Annotated in this window: 21 protein-coding genes and 2 pseudogenes; 8 read left to right on the top strand and 15 right to left on the bottom strand. The window is 71.5% G+C overall.

Annotated features, from left to right (window positions below; all coding sequences use genetic code 11):
• Positions 1–5: 5 nt before the first annotated feature.
• On the bottom strand, positions 6–149 hold the full coding sequence (locus K7B10_RS01295; protein WP_229334099.1) for a hypothetical protein: 144 nt from the start codon (positions 147–149) through the stop codon (positions 6–8).
• A 413-nt stretch (positions 150–562) separates the two neighbouring features.
• On the opposite strand from K7B10_RS01295, the gene K7B10_RS01300 reads away from it, so the two are divergent.
• Both K7B10_RS01300 and K7B10_RS01305 read left to right on the top strand, forming a co-directional pair.
• Positions 563–745, top strand: coding sequence for a hypothetical protein (locus K7B10_RS01300; RefSeq protein ID WP_229334100.1), 183 nt, complete (start codon positions 563–565; stop codon positions 743–745).
• A 308-nt stretch (positions 746–1,053) separates the two neighbouring features.
• Complete coding sequence (locus K7B10_RS01305) at positions 1,054–1,362, top strand: hypothetical protein (protein ID WP_229334101.1); 309 nt, start codon at positions 1,054–1,056, stop codon at positions 1,360–1,362.
• 121 nt (positions 1,363–1,483) lie between these two features.
• Here K7B10_RS01305 and K7B10_RS01310 read toward each other — a convergent pair whose 3' ends face one another.
• From K7B10_RS01310 to K7B10_RS01340, 7 genes and pseudogenes are all read right to left on the bottom strand, one after another.
• On the bottom strand, positions 1,484–2,008 hold the full coding sequence (locus tag K7B10_RS01310) for a terpene synthase family protein (protein WP_229334102.1): 525 nt from the start codon (positions 2,006–2,008) through the stop codon (positions 1,484–1,486).
• 212 nt (positions 2,009–2,220) lie between these two features.
• Positions 2,221–2,415 (bottom strand): annotated as a pseudogene (locus K7B10_RS41155) (cytochrome P450); the annotation flags it as partial.
• Between the two features lie 20 nt (positions 2,416–2,435).
• Positions 2,436–2,873 (bottom strand): MarR family winged helix-turn-helix transcriptional regulator, encoded by a 438-nt coding sequence (locus tag K7B10_RS01320; protein WP_229334103.1) that lies wholly within the window; start codon positions 2,871–2,873, stop codon positions 2,436–2,438.
• Complete coding sequence (locus K7B10_RS01325; protein ID WP_229334104.1) at positions 2,867–3,286, bottom strand: SRPBCC family protein; 420 nt, start codon at positions 3,284–3,286, stop codon at positions 2,867–2,869. Before K7B10_RS01325 ends, K7B10_RS01320 begins: the two co-directional genes overlap by 7 nt.
• 72 nt (positions 3,287–3,358) lie before the next feature.
• Positions 3,359–3,937: a PspA-associated protein PspAB gene (gene pspAB, locus K7B10_RS01330; RefSeq protein WP_229344681.1), complete on the bottom strand. Its 579-nt coding sequence runs from the start codon at positions 3,935–3,937 to the stop codon at positions 3,359–3,361.
• Positions 3,938–3,953: 16 nt separating this feature from the next.
• On the bottom strand, positions 3,954–4,868 hold the full coding sequence (gene htpX, locus K7B10_RS01335; protein WP_229334105.1) for a zinc metalloprotease HtpX: 915 nt from the start codon (positions 4,866–4,868) through the stop codon (positions 3,954–3,956).
• A 366-nt stretch (positions 4,869–5,234) separates the two neighbouring features.
• Positions 5,235–6,026, bottom strand: coding sequence for an MBL fold metallo-hydrolase (locus K7B10_RS01340; protein ID WP_229334106.1), 792 nt, complete (start codon positions 6,024–6,026; stop codon positions 5,235–5,237).
• 112 nt (positions 6,027–6,138) lie between these two features.
• Between K7B10_RS01340 and K7B10_RS01345 the strand changes: the two genes are divergently transcribed.
• Positions 6,139–6,741 (top strand): ABATE domain-containing protein, encoded by a 603-nt coding sequence (locus K7B10_RS01345; RefSeq protein WP_229334107.1) that lies wholly within the window; start codon positions 6,139–6,141, stop codon positions 6,739–6,741.
• A gap of 31 nt (positions 6,742–6,772) precedes the next feature.
• Here K7B10_RS01345 and K7B10_RS01350 read toward each other — a convergent pair whose 3' ends face one another.
• A complete protein-coding gene (locus K7B10_RS01350; protein WP_229334108.1) occupies positions 6,773–8,218 on the bottom strand; it encodes an amidohydrolase family protein in 1,446 nt (481 codons plus the stop codon).
• 322 nt (positions 8,219–8,540) lie between these two features.
• Between K7B10_RS01350 and K7B10_RS01355 the strand changes: the two genes are divergently transcribed.
• The 5 genes from K7B10_RS01355 (at position 8,541) to K7B10_RS01375 (ending at position 12,338) form a co-directional block, all read left to right on the top strand.
• Positions 8,541–9,029 carry an isochorismatase family protein gene (locus tag K7B10_RS01355; RefSeq protein WP_229334109.1) on the top strand — a complete coding sequence of 163 codons (489 nt, stop codon included), beginning with the start codon at positions 8,541–8,543 and terminating at the stop codon, positions 9,027–9,029.
• A gap of 237 nt (positions 9,030–9,266) precedes the next feature.
• Positions 9,267–9,476 (top strand): hypothetical protein, encoded by a 210-nt coding sequence (locus K7B10_RS01360; RefSeq protein WP_229334110.1) that lies wholly within the window; start codon positions 9,267–9,269, stop codon positions 9,474–9,476.
• A gap of 224 nt (positions 9,477–9,700) precedes the next feature.
• On the top strand, positions 9,701–10,096 hold the full coding sequence (locus K7B10_RS01365; protein WP_229334111.1) for a hypothetical protein: 396 nt from the start codon (positions 9,701–9,703) through the stop codon (positions 10,094–10,096).
• 274 nt (positions 10,097–10,370) lie between these two features.
• A complete protein-coding gene (locus K7B10_RS01370) occupies positions 10,371–11,207 on the top strand; it encodes an undecaprenyl-diphosphate phosphatase (protein ID WP_229334112.1) in 837 nt (278 codons plus the stop codon).
• Between the two features lie 549 nt (positions 11,208–11,756).
• Positions 11,757–12,338, top strand: coding sequence for a hypothetical protein (locus K7B10_RS01375; protein ID WP_229334113.1), 582 nt, complete (start codon positions 11,757–11,759; stop codon positions 12,336–12,338).
• 127 nt (positions 12,339–12,465) lie between these two features.
• On the opposite strand, the pseudogene K7B10_RS41505 reads toward K7B10_RS01375, so the two are convergent.
• The 6 genes and pseudogenes from K7B10_RS41505 to K7B10_RS01405 all read right to left on the bottom strand — a co-directional run.
• Positions 12,466–12,642, bottom strand: a pseudogene (locus K7B10_RS41505) (hypothetical protein); the annotation flags it as partial.
• 14 nt (positions 12,643–12,656) lie between these two features.
• A complete protein-coding gene (locus tag K7B10_RS01385; RefSeq protein ID WP_229334114.1) occupies positions 12,657–13,694 on the bottom strand; it encodes an alcohol dehydrogenase catalytic domain-containing protein in 1,038 nt (345 codons plus the stop codon).
• An 86-nt stretch (positions 13,695–13,780) separates the two neighbouring features.
• Positions 13,781–13,972 carry a DUF2255 family protein gene (locus K7B10_RS01390; RefSeq protein ID WP_229334115.1) on the bottom strand — a complete coding sequence of 64 codons (192 nt, stop codon included), beginning with the start codon at positions 13,970–13,972 and terminating at the stop codon, positions 13,781–13,783.
• A gap of 380 nt (positions 13,973–14,352) precedes the next feature.
• Complete coding sequence (locus tag K7B10_RS01395; RefSeq protein WP_229334116.1) at positions 14,353–14,601, bottom strand: hypothetical protein; 249 nt, start codon at positions 14,599–14,601, stop codon at positions 14,353–14,355.
• A 64-nt stretch (positions 14,602–14,665) separates the two neighbouring features.
• Positions 14,666–15,031 (bottom strand): PRC-barrel domain-containing protein, encoded by a 366-nt coding sequence (locus tag K7B10_RS01400; protein WP_229334117.1) that lies wholly within the window; start codon positions 15,029–15,031, stop codon positions 14,666–14,668.
• A 116-nt stretch (positions 15,032–15,147) separates the two neighbouring features.
• Entirely contained in the window at positions 15,148–17,301 is a 2,154-nt protein-coding gene (locus tag K7B10_RS01405) for a xanthine dehydrogenase family protein molybdopterin-binding subunit (RefSeq protein WP_229334118.1), read from the bottom strand.
• Between the last annotated feature and the right edge of the window lie 2 nt (positions 17,302–17,303).

Here is a 17,303-nt window from a genome sequence, read left to right on the forward strand (position 1 = left end):
GCGCGCTACCCGGCGGCCACGACTTCGCCGGCCGTGACCTGGGGAGGTTCGGGCAGCAGAGAGGCGAGGCGGTCCCGTACGAATTCCGCCGCCCTCCTGATCGACTCTTCGGCCCCCGCCTGGTCTTCAAAGACGCTGGTGGAGACCATCACTCCATCTCCTGCGTCAATCCAGTAGTAGGCCACGAATCCGGGCACTCGGCGCAGAAGGGAAACGAATCCCTCGTCCACGCGGCGTCCCGCCTCGGCAGGATCAGTCACCCCTGCGTACCGTCGAACCACTGCGTACACCGCTGATCTCCTCATTGGCCCCAAGGCAACCTGGCACGGAACGACATACCCCCACCGCGCGCTTCTCGCTCGGGGGACGCCCGGAGGGCACTCGGACAGGCGCATCACCCGTGGCAGCCGCACGGGCACCCCGGACGACGCCGACCAGCTTGCGAGGACGTCGGGTGAGCCCGCTCCGGCCAGACCGCCGACGACCGCAGGAGCAGCACTTCGCACACATGGCCCGGCGCGCACGGGGCACACGGTCGGCACCGATCGAAAGGAGCCCTTCCATGCTGGGCATCGCCGCCGCAGTCCTCTTCTTCATCGCGTTCCTCCTCAACGCCGCCGACATCGCCACCAACGATGTCCTGAGCTCGACCAACCTCATGCTGATCGGTCTCGCCGCACTCGCGCTGCACGTCGCCGGCATCGGCGGCACGCGACCTGCCCGCGGCTGGGGCCGCAGACGCTGACGGCCGTGAGCGGCAGCTCGTCGGCCTGCTCGCCGGGCCCGGCCCCCACCCCGGGACGGGTCCGGCCACGCTCCGTACCCCGGCGTCCTCGCGCGCCGGGTGGCCACGGCGACGGCGCCCGCCAGGTGGGCCCGAGCAGCTCGCCGCATGAGGTCCGGCGCTCCTCCCCGCTCGTGTCGCCGCGCACACCGAGGTCGTGGGCTGCTTCAAGGGGCCCATTGGAGGCAGCTGCCGTGGTTGAGGGGTTTGAAACACGACACCGGGGCATCCACACGACTCAGCCCTTGTCAGCCGACAGGAGACAGCAAGTGACCACCTACGTCATCACCGTTCCCGGCACGTTCCTGACGGACGTCGACGACGCAGCACGCTCCGAGCTGGCCAGGAGGCTGGCCTCGCACCACACCGACCTGAGCGAGACCGAGGACGTGGAACTGCTCACGGTCCACGAGGGCGGCACCTTCTCCGTCCGGCTCGAGGTCGAGGCCCCGGACCGCGCCACGGCCGAGGACGACGCCGTCCGCCTGCTGGCCGGGACCCTCGAGGAACTGGGACTGCCGGAGAAGGACGCGCCCCTGGGGCCGCCGGCGGTCACCGGCGTCGACGGTGATTTCTGAGGCCTTTCGGGCCCGCCGCACCTGAACGCCGCGCCGGGGCAGGGCGGTCGCTTCCTCCCCGCCCGGCTCCCCGCTGACGGCGGGGTGGCCGGCGGCGGCTCCAGGGCGCCCGGCGTCGGGGTCAGACGCCGGCCGGCCGAGGCGCGACCGGGCTACGCCTGATCCGCGGGCCGCCGTCCGGAGGGACAAGACCCCAGGCGCCTTCGAACAGGGCGTTTTCCCTGTCGTACGAAATGATGGTGTGGAAGTCCGGGACGGTGCCGGTGCTGCGCTGGATGACCTCGATCCGCATGGCGTCGAAGGTCCTGATGAGCTCAGACCGGAACCGGACGGCCCAGCCCTGGGACATGCGCCGCTGTGAGGTCTGCCAGAGGTTGTCCATGGTCCGGGCGAGGGGGTGGTCGTCCGCGGTGGTGCCGGTGTTCGCGGTGAGAACTCCCGCCAGCCGCGCGGTGAAGGCATCGTGCTCGGCAAGGGGAAGGGCCGTCAGGTGATCGTCGATCGCTCCGGACCAAGCCAGCCAGCAGCAGCCGGGGGCGAGACCGTCCGGACCGGCTTCGGGCGTGGTGCGTGCCGCGAGTTCCACCAGGTCCCACGCGCGGATGCACGCCTGCTCCTGCGGCGTACGGGCGAGGCCGACGTCCACAAGGCGAGCTCCGGCCTGCGGAACCATGCGGTGTGCGGGGGGGGTACGGCGTCTCCTCCGGCGATCGAGGTGGTGCTGCGGTGCCCGGCCGGAGGGCGAGGCCGCGCGGTGACGCGGATCCGCCCGCGCGGGGTCAGTGCCGCCCCCGGCGCGGGACGGCACTGGTGCCCGGGGACGGGGCGCGGATGCCGGCGGGCGGCGATGGCGGCCAGGGCCAGGGTGGCCTCGGTCATTCCGAAGGTGTCGCCGATGCACTTGCGGGCGCCGCCTCCGAAGGCGAGGAAGGCGTCACGGGGCGGAGTCGGGGCGCGCCGGGGGTCCCACGAACATCGGCGGAGAGACCGGGCCACCCCGGAACGCGCCCGGGCCGGTGAAGAGCAGCGCACCGAGGTGGGCGGCGGGGGCACCCGCGGTGGGCGGCAGGGCTTCAGTCGCTGTCCGCCGCGGGTTCAGACGCCAGGGCCTGCAGGACCGTCAGGGTCTCGGCGCGCGGTGAGGCGGCGAAGAAGGCCGCATCAACGGCTTCCACCACCGCGATGGCGCGAGGGGCGAGGTCCGCGCCCTCGGGGGTTGCCCGGAGCCTCTTGGCGCGGGTGTCCGCGGGGTCGGTCTCCCGCTCGATGAGGCCCTTGGTCTCCAGGGTGCGCAGCACCTGCGAGGTCATTTTGACGTCCGTGCCGGCCTGCCGGGCCACGGCCTGCTGGTTGGGGTGCCCGCCTTCGCGGTTGAGCCACCAGGTGCAGGCCAGCAGGACGAACTGCACGTGCGTGAGTCCGAGGGGCGCCAGCGCCGCCGCGACCTCACGCTGCCAGCGCAGCGTCGCGTGCCAGAGCAGGAACCCGGGGCTTGCGCCCGGAGTCAGCATCGGGCCTCCGCCCGTCGTGCCAGCGCGACCATCGTCTCCGGCCAATCCGCCGTGATGCCGGGACCCACCTGCGGGCCGACCTCGTCGGCCGAGGCGCCGGTGATCTCCATGCGGTAGGCGATGCGCGCCCCGCCCTGCTGGGCGGTCACGCGGTGCGTGGTCCGGAACAGCAGTCCCGCGAAGCGTGCTTCGTCAACGAACACTTCAGGAGCGCTGACCTGGGCCAGGGTGAGCTCCACCGGATCCTGGCCGGCCGGGTGCATGGTGATGCGGGTACCCGCGACGAACGGACCCGTGGCGTCGATCTTCTCGATGTCCGCGTTCCAAGTGCCCCAGTTCGCCACGTCCACCCATTGCTGCCAGACCGCCTCGGGCGCGGCGGTGGTGTCGACACTGTGCTCGTACGTCCACATGACGGTTCCCCGTTCCTCATTTATTCTTCGCACAGATTATCTGCGCGAAGAATAAATGTCCACCAGGGGCCGTCACAGGCCGGGGGCACCCCACAACGGGAACCAGCGGCTCAGGTCCTGCTCGATGCGCAGGTCGTCCTTGATCACAGCGCTGGCCTGGAGTTCCAGCGGATTGTCGCGCGTCTGTCCGGGGAGCGGTGCGAATGGATAGAAGGTGCCCCGTTTGTACAGGTAGACCAGGGCGAGGGAGCGCAGTTCCGCGTCACGGAAGGAGACCAGTGAGCACAGGAGCTGCGCTCCGAACCCGCCGTCCTGCAAGGTGGTGTTCACTGCGTGCAGGTCGCCGACCAGTGCGGGCAGCTCCTCGGGGCTCCGGCGGGAGACCAGCCACGAGTAGCCGTAGCCGTCACGGCTGAACTCCACAGGCGCACCCGCCCGTTCGGAGTCGGCGTCCAGCAGGTCCCGCACCTCCCTCCGGATTTGCGAGAAGGCCCCTCCTTCGGTGGACGAGAAGCAGACCGAGCCCGTTCCGGTGGGGGTGAAGCCGATGGCCGCCTGGAGGGTCACGGCGGCCGAGGGCAGGCCGAAGAGCTGGTCCAGGTCGGGCTGGACCGGCTTGGAGCGCCCGAGCAGGGAATCCCAGAAGCCCAAGGGGATCAGCTGCCTCTCAGGGTGGGCCACCGCCCGGTCCGCCGAGTTCGGCGGCGAGCGCGGCGAGCGCCTCGAGCCGGCGCTCCAGGGTGGGGTGGGTGGAGAACAGGTTGGCGACGACCGTTCCGGGGCCGTGTGCGGGGGTGAAGAAGAACGCGTTGAACGCCTGCGCGGTGCGCAGGTCCTCCGTCGGGATGCGGGCGATGTCCCCGCTGACCTTGGTCAAGGCGGACGCAAGGGCGGAGGGCTTGCCCGTGAGCATGGCGCCGGCCCGGTCGGCGGCCAGTTCGCGATAGCGGGACAGGGCTCGGATCAGCACGAAGCTGATCGCGTAGACGAGGGCGGAGACGGCCATCACGGCCATGAAGACGACGGCGGTGTTCTGGTCGCGCCCCCGCCCGCCGAACAGCTGGGAGTAGAACGCGAACCGGACGACGAGCCCGGCGATCACGCCCAGGAACGAGGCGATGGTGATCACCGCGACGTCCCGGTGCGCGACATGGGAGAGCTCGTGCGCGAGAACGCCTTCGAGCTCCTCCACGGTCAGGCGGCGCTGCAGCCCGGTGGTGACGCACACCACGGCGTGGTCGGCGTTGCGGCCGGTCGCGAACGCGTTGGGCAGGTCCATGTGCGAGACGGCGACCCGGGGTTTGGGCATGTCGGCAGTGGCGCAGAGCCGGTCGATGATCCCGTGCAGCCCAGGCTCCTCCTCGGGCGTGACGAGCCGGCCGTGCATGGCGTACAGGGCGATCCGGTCCGAGTACCAGTACTGTGCGCCCAGCAGTGCGACGGCGATGACGACCACCAGCACGGTGGATTTCAGCAGGGCGATCAGCGCGGCGACGAACGCCACGTACACCAGTCCCAACAGGAACATCGTGAGCGCCATGCGGGCGGTCAGCTGCCGGTCGGGCTCGAAACGACTGCGCATCGCCATCACCCCGGAATCCGCACGATCATGATATCGCCTCCCGGTGGGTCCGGCTCCGTGGAGGGCCGGGCGACGAGGGTACGTGTGACCCACGGGGCGTCGTCGCGCATCTACTGGCCCCGGCCGAGGAGGCACCTGTGCCGGTGGTCGTGCATTGCCACGGCGCCGGACCCTTCATGGGCAACCACCTCGGCGGGCGCGACCCCAAGACCTGCGGCGCAACTCCCGCCTACGCCCAAAGCCATACCGGCCCGCCGCCCGCCCGCACCGCCACCGTCCAAGGCGACGCCCCGGCCCGGGCCCAGCCGGCCAGCGGGCCGGCGGCGTCTGCCGCGCGGGAGGCGCAGCGGACGCCGCCGGGTTCGGTCAGTCGCGGTTGCCCAGGTCCAGGCGGTCGGCGAGGCCGGCTGCGGTGAAGGCCGCGACCAGCTGGTCACGGCCTTCGGTGAAGTGGGCCCAGCTGTCGTAGTGGACGGGGACGACCCGGCGGGCGCCGAGGATCTCGGCGGCTTCGGCGGCCTGGGCGCTGTCCAGGACGAGCAGTTCGCCGTCGAAGAGGACGGGGAAGCGGGGTGCGCCGGCGAAGAGGATGGCGGTGTCCACGGGGGCGTAGCGTGCGGCGATCTCCTTGACGAGGTCGAGGGAGGCGTTGTCGCCGCTGATGTAGACGGTGGGCAGTCCTTCGCCGGTCAGGACGAAGCCGATCACCTGCCCGGCGATCGGCTCGATCTCCTTGCGCGGTCCGGGGCCGTGGATGGCGGGCACGCCGGTGACGGTGACGGTGCCGCCGCCGGGGCGGTCCAGCTCGATGGACTCCCAGTCGGCCAGGCCCTTGGCGTTGGCTCCGAGGCGCTGTCCGCCGCCGGGGGTGGTGAGGGTGAGGGGGACGTCGGCGAGCAGGGCCCGGCCGGAGGTGTCGAGGTTGTCGGCGTGTTCGTCGTGGGAGAGCAGGACCGCGTCGACGCGGCCCAGGTCATCGGGGCTGCCGGTCGAGGGTGCGGTCTTGACCAGGAGCGGGGCGCCCGGCCTCCGGTAGTCGCCGGGAGCGTCGAAGGTCGGGTCGGTCAGGAACCGCAGACCGCCGTATTCGAAGAGGGCGGTAGGGCCGCCGAAGACGCGGACGGAGAACTGTTCGGGGGTGGCGCCGGTGGCAGTCACGAAACATGCACCTCACGGATAGATGATTGGTTATCCGTGAGTCAGCCTAGGCAGTTCTCACGGATAAAGGCAATCTCTAACGTGAGCATCATGGAAAAGGCGGGGTTGTAGCATGAGACCCATGGACGAGATCGCGACCGCTGAACCGCCGCCCGCGCCGGGCGCCGAGCAGTACCCGGCACTCGACCTCGCCAACAGCGCCGTCACCCTGCCCGGCGGGCACCGCATCGATTTCCTCGCCACCCCCCGTGCCGCCGAACAGTGGCTCGTCGACCGGGGCCTCGCCCCCTCCGACACCGGCCTGATCGAGACCTGTGCCGGCCGGCTGCGCTCCCTGCGCGAACAGATCCGCGCCCTGCTTGCCGCCCGTACCGCGGGGCTGCCCGCCCCTGCCGCCGCCCTGACCGCCGTCAACGACGCGCTCACCCGAGCCCCTGCCGCCTCCCTGCTCCACTGGGACCCGGACCGGGGTCTGTACCGCGAGGCAGCCCACCCCGTCACCCAGATCGTCGAGCACGCCCTCGCCGTCCTCGCGGCCAACGCGGCCGACCTGCTCACCGGGCCCGACGCCGAGCGCCTCACCGCCTGCCGCTCCGCCCCGTGCAGCCGCTACCTCCTGCGCCACGGCCGCCGCCACTGGTGCTCCACCCGCTGCGGCGACCGCGCCCGCGCCGCCCGCGCCTACGCCCGCCGCACCCGGACCGACGCAGACTGACCCGTACCCGCGACCACACCCGCGGCATCCGTCACGGCGCGCCCGGCACGGGTCGCGATCCGACAGCCGCGGCCGCCGCCTCGGCCTCCCGCACTACGCGGCTCGTGTCGACGTCGACGAGTCGGCCGCCGAGTTTCAGCGGACGTCCGTCCACGAACACGGAGTCGACGTTCTCGGGCCGCCCGTTGAAGACGATCTGACCGACCCACTCGAAGCGCGGGGCGAAGTTCAGGGCAGCCGGGTCGATGATGACCACGTCAGCCCGCTTGCCCGGAGTCAGGGAACCCACCCGGTCGTCGATGCCGATGACCTCGGCGCCGCCCAGGGTGGCCATCCGCAGGACGTCCTGCACTTGGGGGAAGACCCCGGCGTCCCCGGCGTGGGAGCGTTGCAGGCCGATGGCTGTCTTCATCAGCGCCTGGAAGTCCGAGGTGTCGTTGGTGCCGCCGTCCAGCCCGAGAGCGACCTTGACGCCCCGGCGTCTGAACTCCGAGAGCCTCATGACGCCGGAGCCCAGACGCATGTTGCTCAGCGGGCAGTGGACCGCACGCGCGTCGTGGTCCGCGAGAGCGGCGATCTCCTCGTCGGTCAGGTGGACCGCATGGTTGATCATGAGCCGCGGCCCCAGCGCCCCGATGTCGGCGAGGACCCCGATGGGGTCGTCCGCGCGCTGCTCGGGGCGTTCCAGGACATGGGAGTTGAGCATGACTCCCATGTCCTGGGCGGCCTCCCAGTGCGCGCGGTTGAGGTCCTGGGCCGACCGTGCCGCGTGCGTGGCGACCTGGAAGGAACCAAGCGGCACCGGGTCGACGAGGTCCTTCTTGACCTTCGCGACCAGAGCCCCGTCGGGCTTGGGCGGAAACATCGCGTAGGTGAACCGCACCCCGGTACCGGCCAGGGCCCGTACGTAGCTCTCGATGAGGTCGAAAGCGAAGATGTCCACCCAGTCCACGAGAGTGGTCACACCCGACTGGACGGCGTCGAGGGCTGCGAGGCGCACGAAACTGTGGAGCGCCTCAGGGGTCAGCCGGCCGCGCGCGGGGCCGGTGCAACGCTCGAACCAGCCGAACAGGTCGCCGTCGGTGCAGCCACCGCGGATCGCCGCCTGCCAGAGGTGGGTGTGCGTGTCGACGAAGCCGGGCATGACCAGCTTGCCCGAGGTGTCCACCACCGAGGCGCCGGGCGGAACCTGGAGGCCGGTGCCGACCGAGGCGATGACTCCGTTCCGCATCAGTACGTCGGCGTTCTCCACCAAGCCGAGGGGGCCGCTGCCTAAGGCGGGGTCCATGGTGAGCACGAGGGCGGCGCCCCGGAGCAGGACCGTACGGCCGACCGGGACGGGTCGGTGGGCGAGGCTGCCGCGGGGGGCTGAGCGGGCAGTGACACCGAGGAGGAGCGGTGCGGCCGCGGCCGCACCGAGGCCGGTGAGGAGATCGCGGCGGCTGCGGGCCGGCTGCGGAGTGGGGTTCGACTGCATGGCGTAGTACCTCCCGGGAACTCAGAACGGAAGGCCCGCCCGGACGACGCGGTGACGGAGCGTCGAGCAGAGGCAGGAGGTTACACGCAGCATTCCCAGACAACGGGCCTTCAATAGGCGTCCGCGGAAAACATTTTCCGTTATGACCGCCGTTATGACCGTGCGCCGTTCCCGACGGCGCCGGCGGGGCGTACCGGATCGGGGAGCCTTCTTCGCCGGGGACTGGTTGTGGGCCGGCGTGGAGGCGGCTCGCGCCCCGCCTGCAGCCGGCCCTCGAACCAGTCCCCGAAAGCGCCGCCCGCGGAGCTCTACGATCATGGCCATGACCACCGCCTTGATCCTCATCGACCTCATGCCGCGCATCATCGGGCTCCCGCTCGCACCGCACTCGGGCGAGGAAGTACTGGCGCGCTGCCGCGCGTTGGCCACGTCATTCCGGGCGAACGGCCGGCCGGTGGTACTGGTCCGGGTGGACCGCCCGAACGTCGCCGAGCAGCCGCCCGGCAGCGGCTTCGCCGACGACCTGGTCCGGGACGGCGACATCGTGCTGGTCAAGCGCACCATCGGAGCGTTCTACGGCACCGATCTGGACGCGCAGCTGCGCGAACGCGGTGTGGACACCGTGGTGTTCGCCGGCCTGGTCACCACGATGGGCGTCGAATCCACCGCACGGGCCGCCGCCGACCACGGCTACGAGCTCGAGTTCGCGGCCGACGCGATGTCCGGGCTGGCCGCGGACGAGCACGAGTTCACCATCTCGCGCACCTTCCCCCGCTTCGGCGAGGTACGGAACACCGCCGACTACATCTGACACCGGCTCCCCCGCGGACGGCCGTACGATCCCGCCCCGCCCGGAATCCCCCCGGCAGAGCGCCGGGCGCGTCCGGCGGGGAAGCCGCCCGCCGACCGTTCCGCTTGGTTGGGTACCCGCCAGTAGGGCTCCAACAAGGCCTGGTTGCAGTTGTCTTGACTGACCGCCAGTGATGTTCGCAGCCGGGCCGGGCCGCTCAGCGGCCCGGCCACTCTTTCCGGAGACGCGAGCGCCGCCGTGCTCCCCTTCGATCGGCTCGTGGTCGTCGAGGTGCCCGGACAGGGCGACTACGAGACGCTCCGGCCCGATGTGATCCTCGCGTTCCACGCGTTGTGTCTCGTGAGGGACGACGGTGAGTGGTTCATGGGACAGCTCGACCATGACGGCTCGGTGATCTGCTGGGCGTCCTACGGATCGGACCTGGCCGAGGCCATCCGCGGTCTGTGAACGACACCCCGCACCTTCAATGGACCGGAAACGCCTGTGCCACCGCTCAAGCAGCGGCTCCCTCGGCCGGCGCTTTGCACTCGCGGTGGCGCCCACACTGCCGAAGCGCGCGAGCCGCACCACTCGTAGTCCTTCGCGATGCCGGTTGCACATCCCGACGAGGACGTCCGGGATCAGCGCACCCTCGCCCCCCTGGCAGGCGAGCACGGACTACGCTCCGCAGGATGGAACGCGCAGAGGTACTCAAGCGGGTGATCGGCATCCTCACCGAAGCCCAGGACATCCGCCGGGCCATCGAATCCGGACAGGACGACGATGGCTTCGACGACGCCCACGGAGACGGCGACGACCCCGCCGCGAGGGCCGGCGTGGCCACCACGCTCCTGAACGAAATGCTGCCGTCCATCAGCGTGCCGGCCGACGCGACTCCGCAACAGGTGGCTGCGCTGGTGGCCGAAGCGCTCGGTCCGGCCCTGCACACCATGGTCTCCGGGTTCAGCCTGGCGTTCACCAGCCTCGCGATCGCTCACGACAGCGGCCGCACGGACGTCACCTCGATCGAGGTCCTCCGGGAACTCGCCCTGGAAGTCGAGGCGGGCACCTACGACGAGGGGGCGTAGGAGCGCAACGGTCTGCGGGCAGAGCGCCGCCCGAAGGGCATCCGGCCGCTCGGAACGCGGTCGCCCTTCCGTGCGTCTACAGCGCAGTAGACGGTATAGTCGGCCCGTGGCGTGCACCCCCGGAGTTCAACTGCGCTACGGGGAAAGGGGTCCGGGCGCGACGGCGATGCCGGGCGGCCTCCCGCGCCGCCCGCCGACCCCGCGCCCCCGGCCCGCCCGGCGGGGGTCTCCGCTTGACCAGCAGCAGATCGAACCAACCCCAGGGACGGACGCTTTGAGCACCATCGGCATCGGGCAGGCAGCGGTCCTCGGCATCGTCGAGGGGGTCACCGAGTTCCTGCCGGTCTCCTCGACCGGCCACCTGAAGATCACCGAGGGGCTGATGGGCATCCCCGTGGACGACAAGGCCGTCGTCGCCTTCACCGCGGTCATCCAGGTCGGAGCGATCGCCGCGGTCCTGGTGTACTTCTTCAAGGACATCGTGCGGATCATGACCGCCTGGGGACGCGGCCTCGCCAACCGCGAAGAGCGCTACCACCACGACTACAAGTTCGCCTGGTGGGTCATCTACGCCACCATCCCCATCGTGGTCGTCGGGCTCGCCGCCAAACCCCTCATCGAGAGCACCCTGGCTTCCCTGTGGGTGGTCGCCGGCTCCCTCATCCTCGGCAGCGGCCTCATGTGGGCCGCCGACCAGATGGGACGGCACAAGCGCGGCGAGGACGACACCGGCCTCAAGGACGCCATGCTCGTGGGCTGTTCGCAGATCCTCGCCCTGCTCTTCCCCGGCTTCTCCCGCTCCGGCGCCACCATGTCGACCGGTCTCATCCTCGACCTCGAGCGCGTCGCCGCCACGCGCCTCTCCTTCTTCCTGGGCATCCCCGCCCTCACCGGCGCCGGCCTCTACGAACTCAAGGACGCCGTCGGCGCCGGAGTCGACACGCTGCCCCTGGTCGTCGGCACCGCCGTCTCCTTCGCCGTCGCCTACGCCTCCATCGCGTGGCTCCTCAAGTACGTCGCCAAGCACTCCTTCAACGCCTTCGTCATCTACCGCATCGCCGTCGGAATCCTGCTCTTCGGACTCCTCGGGACCGGCGTCCTCGCCGCCTGACCAGGACCTCCAGGCCGAGCCGCCGCCGTACGCCCCCGCCACCGCAAAGACAGCCGACGTCACACAGGCCACGGATGCCGCGAAAGCCGGCACCGACTGAGAGTCTCGGCCGCGGCGTTCGCGCCAGTCGCCTTCAACGCTCGCCTCGGCGGGTCAGGAGCCATGCTCGGTGAAGTGGGCCACGGCACGGCCGGCGACGTCGATGGACAGGGGCCAGCCATGATCAGCGGGGCGCATGTCATCCTCTACAGCGACTTCCCAGCGGCGCCGAACTTCCGCTGTACGAACCGTTGCACCCCCTCGCCCACGACTTGTGACGGGTACGGCAGACGGCTGTCGGCGGTGCCTGAGTATTCGGAAGCGTCGACGCTCACGATCGCGTCGAGGCCCACGAGCCAGGCGGGACCCGGGCCGGCACCGAGGTCCCGCCAGGGGCCTCCTCGCCCGCCGACGCGTCATCCCGAAGTCTGACGCGCGGCTCCCCCGCGCGGACGGCGGTAACACCTCGGCGATGACGACCAACGGCAGAGGACGGAGCAGGCTGATGCCATGACAGCCATCGACGACATCAGCTCGACCACGACTGCACACGGCACGGAACGGCCGGTGCCGCCGTGGGCTTCCCTCGTCGCTCATGCGATCCCCTTGCTGCTCCTGCCCCAGTGCTTGTGGCGGTTGCCGTTCGCCTTCGGCTTCGAGATGGGCCTGGAGGCGGACGGGGCAATGCCGTCGTCGTTGTGGGTGTCCGTCCCCTACGTCTTCGGGCTCAGCCTGATCACAGAGGGGCTGGCGCTGCTGTCCCTCGGATTGGTGCGCGCATGGGGCGAGGTCGCCCCCGGATGGCTTCCGTTCATCGGCGGGAAGCGGATCAACCCCTTTGCGGCGATCGTCCCAGCCATCCTCGGCGGCCTGGGCGCGACCGCGTTCTGGGCGCCCGTGCTGCTGAGCTGGCTCGGTGTGGGTGAAGCCGCCGGGTTCAGCAGCGGCGGCTGGCAGACACTGGCCCACCTCTGCATAGCCCCCGGGATGCTGTGGGGTCCGCTCGTACTGGTGCTGACCTACGCCTACTACGCGCGCCGCTGCCGTCCTGCCGAGCGCCATGGGCACACGGGCGGTTCCATGGCTGCCTGAACGCGCCTGCTGAGCCAGGCGACCATGTCGGGGTCGCGGTGATCGAAGAACAGGTCGTGCCGGTGTCCAGGCCGGCGATCTGCACCATCTGGTCGTCGGCGAGTTCGAAGTCGAAGACGTCGAAGTTCCGCGCCATCCGGTCGGGGTTGACCGACTGCGGGATCGGGACGATGTCCCGCTGGATCAGCCTGCGGAGCACGACCCGGGCCGCCGACTTGTCGTGCGCCCTGCCGATCCCGCTCAGGACGGGGTGGGTGAACAGGTCGTTCTTGCCTGGCGCGGCCGACGGCTCCCTCGTTCCCATAGGCGGCCGCGGTGTCACGGGCGCACCAGCACCTTCAGTCGGCTGCGGTCGTCCATCGCCTCGTAGGCGTCGGCGACCCGGTCCAGGCCGACCTCGGCGTCGAACACCCGGCCCGGATCGATACGGCCTTCCAGCACGTCGGGGACGGCCTGCTCGATGTAGGCGCGTACCGGGGCGGGGCCGCCGGTCAGGCCGGCGTTCTTCCCGAACAGCGAACCGAACCCGACGGGGGCTTCCTCGTACTGCGGCACTCCGACGCGGGAGATGGTCCCGCCGGGGCGGACGACGCCGTACGCCTGCTCGTACGCCGGCATCAGCCCGACCGCCTCCAGCACCACGTGCGAGCCCTCGCCGCCGGTCAGGTCCATCACCTTGGCGACGCCCTCCTCGCCGCGCTCCGTGACCACGTCGGTCGCGCCCCACTCCCTGCCGAGGTCGGTGCGGGAGGTGTGGCGGCCCATGAGGATGATCTTCTCGGCGCCCATGCGGCGAGAGGCCAGCACGGCGGACAGGCCGACCGCGCCGTCGCCGATGACCGTGACGGTCTTGCCGGCCTCGACCCGGCCCATGTGGGCGGCGTGGTAGCCGGTCAGGTAGACGTCGCTCAGGGTGAGCAGCGAGGGCAGGAGGGCGGTGTCCACGTCCGTGGGGATCTTCACCAGGGTGCCCCCGGCCTGCGGCACCCTGACGGCCTCGGCCTGCGCACCCCCGACACCGCCGGCGCCGTACCAACCGCCCTGCGGACAGGCCGTGTGGAAGCCGTCCCGGCAGATCGGACAGGTGTTGTCGGCGTACGCGAACGGGGAGACCACGAAATCGCCCCGCTTCAGGCCCTGCACGTCGGAGCCGGTCTCCTCGACGACGCCGAGGAACTCGTGCCCCATCGGCACACCCTGGTCGGTCTTGTCCATGGAGTGGTAGGGGTGCAGGTCGGAGCCGCAGACACAGGCCAGCGTGATCCGGACGATCGCGTCCGTGGGCTCGACGATCTCGGGGTCCGGGACGTTCTCGACGCGCACGTCGCCGGGGCCGTACATGAAGGTGGCACGCATGAGGGATCTCGCCTTTCCTACTGGTGCGGTGGGCGCGGTTGCCGTGTGAGCCGGAGGGGCTCCGGTGGGGGCGGGGTCCGCGCCGGTCAGCGGGACTGCGTTCCCCGGTACCAGGGGCCGTCGGAGCCCTTGACCGAGCGGACGTAGGGCCGGTGGCCGGCGCGGACCATCCACATCGTCACCGGGTCGCGCAGGGTGCCGTTGGGCCGTTCGGGTGCAAGGTCCAGCTCCTCGGCCGCGGCGATCTTCTCCAGGGCCGCGCCGTTCCAGTCCGTCATCGCCGTTCCCTTCCGCTGTGGGAGGCCAGTTCCTGGGCTCTGAGCTGCCGTGTCGGCGTTCCCCACGTCCACCGTTTCCCGTCCGCGGGGGGCACGCCAGCGGAGGGGAGGAACACCGCAGCCACGGCATCGGGTCTGGACGAGGGCACGGCCCCGGAGGGGCCACGCGCTGCCCGGAGCGTGCAGCTCGCCCGTCCGGGCCACGGCCGCGTACGTCCACTCCGTCTGCGATCGCCCGGTGTACGGCATCGAGGTGTGCGTGGATGTAGGCGGCACGTTCCGGATCGTGGACCGTGCCGTCGGGGCCGATCTGGTCCTCGTACGCCGCCCGTTCTCGCTCACGACCAGCGGGAGGGCAGGATAGCGGGCGGCGGTCCGGGTCAGCAGGTCGTACAGTGCGCTCGGGCCGACCGCGGCCGGTCCATCGCGGTGCGGTCGACCCGCGCCCGGTGGGAGGCGCCCTGGTCCGCTCCGGGCCAGGGCGAGTGCTCGCTGCTGCCGCGCCCGTCGTCCTGCGGCTTCTGCGCCCCCTTCGGAACGTGCGAGACCGCCGTCGGGGTGTAGTAGTTGAGGGCGAGCCGGTCCAGCGGCCGGTGGATCGGTGCTTCAGCCTCAGCGGGCGCGTGCACGGCCGCGTGACGGCATCGGCGCCGAGGCACCGTAGGCTGCGGGAGCGTCGCGGGGCAGTGCCTGTCAGGCGGGCGGGAGGCCGAACGGCAGGTGGGAGAGGTAGTGGGTGCTCAGGGCCCCGTGATGGTCCGGGTTCCCGAGGTGCTCGTCCCGACGGAACTCCGGAGCGGCCTTGATCTGCTCCTTCGTACGGTCCACGTACACCTTCTGCGCCGCGTGGTCGATGCGGGTCACCAGGCCGGCCGGCAGCAGGACCTCCTTGCCGAGGATCCATACGCCGGTGTCGACGACCAGATAGGCGTCGGTGACCTCGTCGGAGTGCTTGTCGACCTTGCCGATGCTGCCGTCGACCGCCTCGACCCCGTAGCCGGTGAGGTCGGCCGCCAGGTACTCGACGCCGGCGCGGTAGGCCCACACGTTCTCCGTCATACGAAACAACTCCCTCGATCGCAACCGTGGCCCTGCGCCCCCGTGGCTCGGGAGGCGGAGGAGTCTCCGTCGACGGCGCGCCTGCCCGGAGATCCGTGACTCCACTCCCCCTGCCGTCATCCGGCGCGGCCCGCTGCCTCCGGCCCTGGTTCGAGGGCGGCCAGGACCCGGTCGGGGGTCAGGGGCAGTTCCCGCAGCCGCCGGCCGGTGGCCTGGCACAGGGCGTTGCCGATCGCCGCGGCCGTGCCGACGATGCCGATCTCCCCGATGCCCTTGCTGCCCATCGGGTTGAGGTGCTTGTCGTGCTCGTCGATCCAGTGGGCCTCGATGGCGGGCACGTCGGCGTTGGCCGGCACGTGGTAGGCGGCCAGGTCCCGTTCCGCGAAGTCGCCGAACGCCGGGTCGAGTCCGCTGTGCTCGGTGAGCGCCATGCCCAGCCCCATCACCATCCCCCCGATGAACTGGGAGCGGGCGGTGCGCGGGTTGAGGATGCGGCCGGCCGCGTAGACGCCGAGCAGCCTGCGGACGCGTACCTCGCCCGTGACGGTGTCGGCCTGGACCTCGGCGAAGTGTGCCCCGAACGCGTGGCGCGCGTACGGGGACTTCTGCTTCGCGGACTGGGTGGTGTCGGCGGAGGCGGAGAGCCCTGCGGCGGGCAGCGGCCCTTGGTGCCGGGCCAGCCGTTCCGTCAGCGCGGTGCACGCGTCGTGCACCGCCCAGCCCCAGGACGCCGTTCCCGTGGAGCCGCCGGCGACGGCCCCGGGCGGCAGCGCGCTGTTGCCGATGGCCAGCGAGACGGCGTCGAGCGGGACGTGCAGGGCGTCGGCGGCGATCTGGGCCAGGACCGTGCGCGCGCCGGTACCGATGTCGGTGGCGTTGACCTCGACCAGGTAGCTCCCGTCGGGGCGGGCATGGGCGCGGGCGCCCGAGGGGGCGATGTACACGGGGTAGGTGGCGGCGGCCACACCGGTGCCGATGAGGAGCGGACCCTCGCGCAGGGGCGGACGGCGCCCGGTCCAGCCGAACCGGCGTGCGCCGTCGCGCAGGCACTCCACGAGGTGGCGCGTGCTGAACGGGCGTCCGCTGTCGGGCTCGGTGGGCGCGTCGTTGCGCACGCGCAGCTCGACGGGGTCCATGCCGAGGGCGTCGGCCAGCTCGTCCATGGCCGACTCCAGGGCGTACATGCCGGGGGTTTCACCGGGGGCGCGCATCCAGGAGGGGGTGGGCACATCGAGCGCGGTGACGCGGTGGGTGGTGCGGCTGTCCTGTACGGCGTACATCACCCGGGCCGGCACGGCGGCCTGTTCGACGAACTCGCGCACCTGCGAGGTGTGCGTGGTGACCTCGTGGACGAGGGCGGTGAGGGTGCCGTCGGGGCGGGCGCCGAGCCGGATGTGGTGCAGGGTGGGCGCGCGGTGTCCGACGGTGGCGGCCATGTGCTGCCGGGGCAGGGACAGCGTGACGGGGCGTCCGCAGTACCGGGTGGCCATCACGGCGAGTACGACGTGGGGGCGCGGTGTGCCCTTGGAGCCGAATCCGCCGCCGACGTGCTCGGCGAGGACGGTGATCTGGTCCTGCGACAGCCGGAACAGCCCGGCCAGGACATTGCGCACCACCGTGGTGCCCTGGCAGGAGTCGTACACCGTGAGGTGGCCGCGTTCGGCGTCCCAGTCCGCGGTGGCGGCGTGCGGCTCCATGGCGTGGTTGTGCAGCGGCGGAACCGCGTAGCGGACGTCGACGCGTACGGGAGCGTCGGCGAACGCCGCGTCGGGGTCGCCCTGTTCACGGTGGGCGGGGTAGCCGCCGTTGACCTGCTCGGGGGTGTACAGGCCCGGGTGCCCTTCGTACAGGGCGACGTCGTGCGGCTCGCTCTCGTACGTGACGCGCACGGCGTCGGCGGCGGCCCTCGCCCCCTCCAGGGTGTCGGCGATGGCCAGTGCCACGTACCAGCCGCGGTGTGGCACCCGCGTGTCCTGCAGGAGTTGCAGGGTGGGGTCGTCGGAGGGGCCCAGGCGGGGAGCGTCGTAGGGGGTGAGGACGCCCAGGACGCCGGGCAGGGCCAGGGCGCCGGTGGTGTCGACGGCGGTGATCCGGCCGCGGGCGACGGTCGCGGGCACCGGCCAGGCGTAGGCCCGCAGGGGCAGGTGCTGTTCGGCGGCGTACCGGGCTGCGCCGGTCACCTTCTCCCGGCCCTCGCGCCGCGGGACGGAGGCGCCGAGAGCGGTGGTGGCGGTGGCGGTGGATGCGACGGTAGCGGTGGTCGGGCTCATCG

Origin of the sequence: Streptomyces flavotricini (assembly GCF_020639365.1) — a bacterium.
In the GTDB taxonomy this organism is placed as follows: domain Bacteria; phylum Actinomycetota; class Actinomycetes; order Streptomycetales; family Streptomycetaceae; genus Streptomyces; species Streptomyces flavotricini.